The organism is Stenotrophomonas maltophilia group sp. Smal32 (assembly GCF_030237085.1).
GTDB lineage: Bacteria > Pseudomonadota > Gammaproteobacteria > Xanthomonadales > Xanthomonadaceae > Stenotrophomonas > Stenotrophomonas maltophilia_Q.
Map to the genome: position 1 here is coordinate 1 of NZ_JASJSI010000126.1, position 2,500 is coordinate 2,500.

Consider the following 2,500-nt stretch of genomic DNA (forward strand, 5'->3'; position numbering starts at 1 on the left):
AGATGGACGCCCGTACCACCCTCCCCCTGCCCGACGCCTGCCACACCGCCCCACGTGCCGAATTCCTGCGCGGCCTGCGTGCTGCGGTGCCGGTAATGATCGGCTTCATTCCCTTCGCCCTGGTACTTGGCGCCCAGGCCGCCCAGAAAGGCCTGAGCGCACTGGAAGTGCCGCTGATGACCGGCCTCAACTTCGCTGGCGGCTCAGAGTTCGCCGCCGTCGAACTGTGGACCTCGCCACCGCACATTGCACTGATCGTGGCCATCACCGCACTGGTCAATAGCCGCCACCTGCTGATGGGCGCCAGCCTGGCCCCGCTGCTGCAGCACCTGCCACGACGCCGCGTGCTGCCGGCCCTGTTCTTCATGTGCGATGAAAGCTGGGCGATGGGCGTGGCCGATGCGCGACGCCGCGCACTTGGCTTCAGCCTGGCCTACTACCTGGGCGTATCGGCAGGCCTGTATACGGTGTGGGTAGCCTGTACCGCGCTGGGCGCGATCGTCGGACCGATGCTGGGCGACATCCACGCCTATGGCTTCGACATGGCCTTCCCCGCCGTGTTCCTGGTGCTACTGCGCGGCATGTGGCAGGGCGTGAAGGCCGCGCGGCCGTGGCTGGTGAGCCTGGTGGTGGCCGCTGCCACCTATCTGCTGATTCCGGGCGCCTGGTACGTAGCCAGCGGCGCATTGGCCGGCCTGGCGGCCGCCTGGCTGCTGGCGGAGGACGCGGCATGATCTTCAACGGACTGATCCACTGGACCTCGGTGCTGACCATCGTGCTGATGGCCACCGCCACCTACCTGACCCGCATTGTCGGTTTCCTCGCGCTGCGCAACCGCACATTGAGCAAACGCGCCGTGACGGTGATGGAAGCCGCGCCGGGCTGCGTGCTGATCTCGGTGATCGCCCCGGACTTCGTCGCTGACAAGCCCGCCGACCTGGCCGCACTGGCGATCACCCTGCTGGCCGCCACGCGGCTGTCGATGCTGCCGACGGTGCTGATCGGCGTGGTCTCCGCCGGTGTGCTGCGCTATCTGATGGGCTGACACCTTGCCCTTTCTGTAGAGCCGAGCCCACGCTCGGCTGTAACGGTCACCGCAGCCGAGCATGGGCTCGGCTCTACAGAGAACCTCCCTGCGACACCCCGTCGCAGCCCTTCGCGCCCCCCGCTTGACCAATGTCAAACCGCCCGCCGCCGTGCGGGCGTATCTCTATGCAGGACCCGAACACGCCGGCGCTACCGGCATCCATAAGGACCCTGCGATGAGCTACACCCCCGACAACGCCCAGCTGCTGAACGCCATGCAGAACGTCATGGTGATCTCCACCACCGACCTGCAGGGCAACATCACCTACGCCAACGACCTGTTCTGCACGCTCACCGGCTTCGCCCGCGAGGAGCTGATCGGCCAGCCGCACAGCATCGTGCGCCACCCGGATGTGCCCAAGGCGGTCTACAAGGACATGTGGGACACCATCAAGGCCGGCAAGACCTGGACCGGCATCGTGCCCAACCTCGGCAAGGGCGGCGTGCTCTACGTGGTCGACACCACGGTGCAGCCGCTGTTCGACGCCGACGGCAACATCACCTCCTATATCAGCATCCGCCGCGTGGTGAACGACCTGATGCAGAACTACGACCTGGTCGAGTTCAGCAAGGAAAAGTTCGACGACTTCTACGAGGCCGCGTGAACGCCCTCCCGACCAGTGCGCCCTTCAGCCGCCTGCTGGTGGGTTTCGCGTCCGAGTCGGGCAATGCCCGCGCTCTGGCCCAGCGCCTGGGCGCGGACCTGCAGCCGCACGCGCCGCAGGTGCTCCCGTTCAACGACATCGACGTGGCCAGTCTCGGCCACGGCGATGTGCTGCTGGCGATCTCAAGCTCGTTCGGCGATGGCGAGCCGCCGGCCAACGGCGAGCAGTTCTTCGAAACACTGCGCCAGACCCCGACGCTGAGCGGCCTGCGCTATGCGGTGTTTGGCCTTGGTGACACCGGCTACCCCAGCTTCTGTGGCTTCACCAAGGCGCTGGATGCTGCGCTGAGTGAGCGCCAGGCGCAGCCGCTGCTGCACCGCGTGGACGCTGACCTGGGCTACGAGCAGTTCTTCCAGCAATGGCAGCCGGTGCTCGGCCAGGTGCTGGACGGCGACCTCAGCGCCGGCCAGGACTTGCGCCTGCAGGTCACCGCCTATGGCGAGGACAATGCGTTTGCCGCCCCCATTCTCGAACGTCGCCGTTTGAACAGCAGCGACCCGGCGGCGTGGCACCTGCAGCTGGACATTGCCGGCAGTGGCATGGCCTATCGCGCGGGCGACACCCTGCACGTAGTACCCGAGAACGATCCTGCCCTGCTGCAGGCATTGGCCACCTGGTACGGCGACACCACCGCCGTGGCCGCCCTGCATGACCGCGAGCTGCGCCTGCTGAGCAAGGGGGTGCTGCGCGAATTGGCCCGGCTCAGTGGCAGCGAATTGCTGAAGGACCTGTTGAAGGTCAGCCAGAAG

4 protein-coding genes (1 of these 4 cut by a window edge) are annotated in these 2,500 nt (G+C 66.8%); all 4 read left to right on the plus strand.

Annotated elements, in window-relative coordinates; all coding sequences use genetic code 11:
* Positions 1-2 precede the first annotated feature (2 nt).
* Positions 3-734 carry an AzlC family ABC transporter permease gene (locus QRO91_RS19825; protein ID WP_197650152.1) on the plus strand — a complete coding sequence of 244 codons (732 nt, stop codon included), beginning with the start codon at positions 3-5 and terminating at the stop codon, positions 732-734.
* Entirely contained in the window at positions 731-1,045 is a 315-nt protein-coding gene (locus tag QRO91_RS19830; RefSeq protein ID WP_197633800.1) for an AzlD family protein, read from the plus strand. Before QRO91_RS19825 ends, QRO91_RS19830 begins: the two co-directional genes overlap by 4 nt.
* 217 nt (positions 1,046-1,262) lie before the next feature.
* Positions 1,263-1,691, plus strand: a complete 429-nt coding sequence (locus QRO91_RS19835) for a PAS domain-containing protein (protein WP_005409905.1) — start codon at positions 1,263-1,265, stop codon at positions 1,689-1,691.
* Positions 1,688-2,500: the 5' portion of a sulfite reductase flavoprotein subunit alpha gene (locus tag QRO91_RS19840; RefSeq protein WP_197651263.1), read on the plus strand. The gene runs 717 nt beyond the window's last position; only the first 813 of its 1,530 coding nucleotides appear in the window; the start codon lies at positions 1,688-1,690; its stop codon lies beyond the right edge, outside the window. The genes QRO91_RS19835 and QRO91_RS19840 overlap by 4 nt, the downstream gene beginning before the upstream one ends.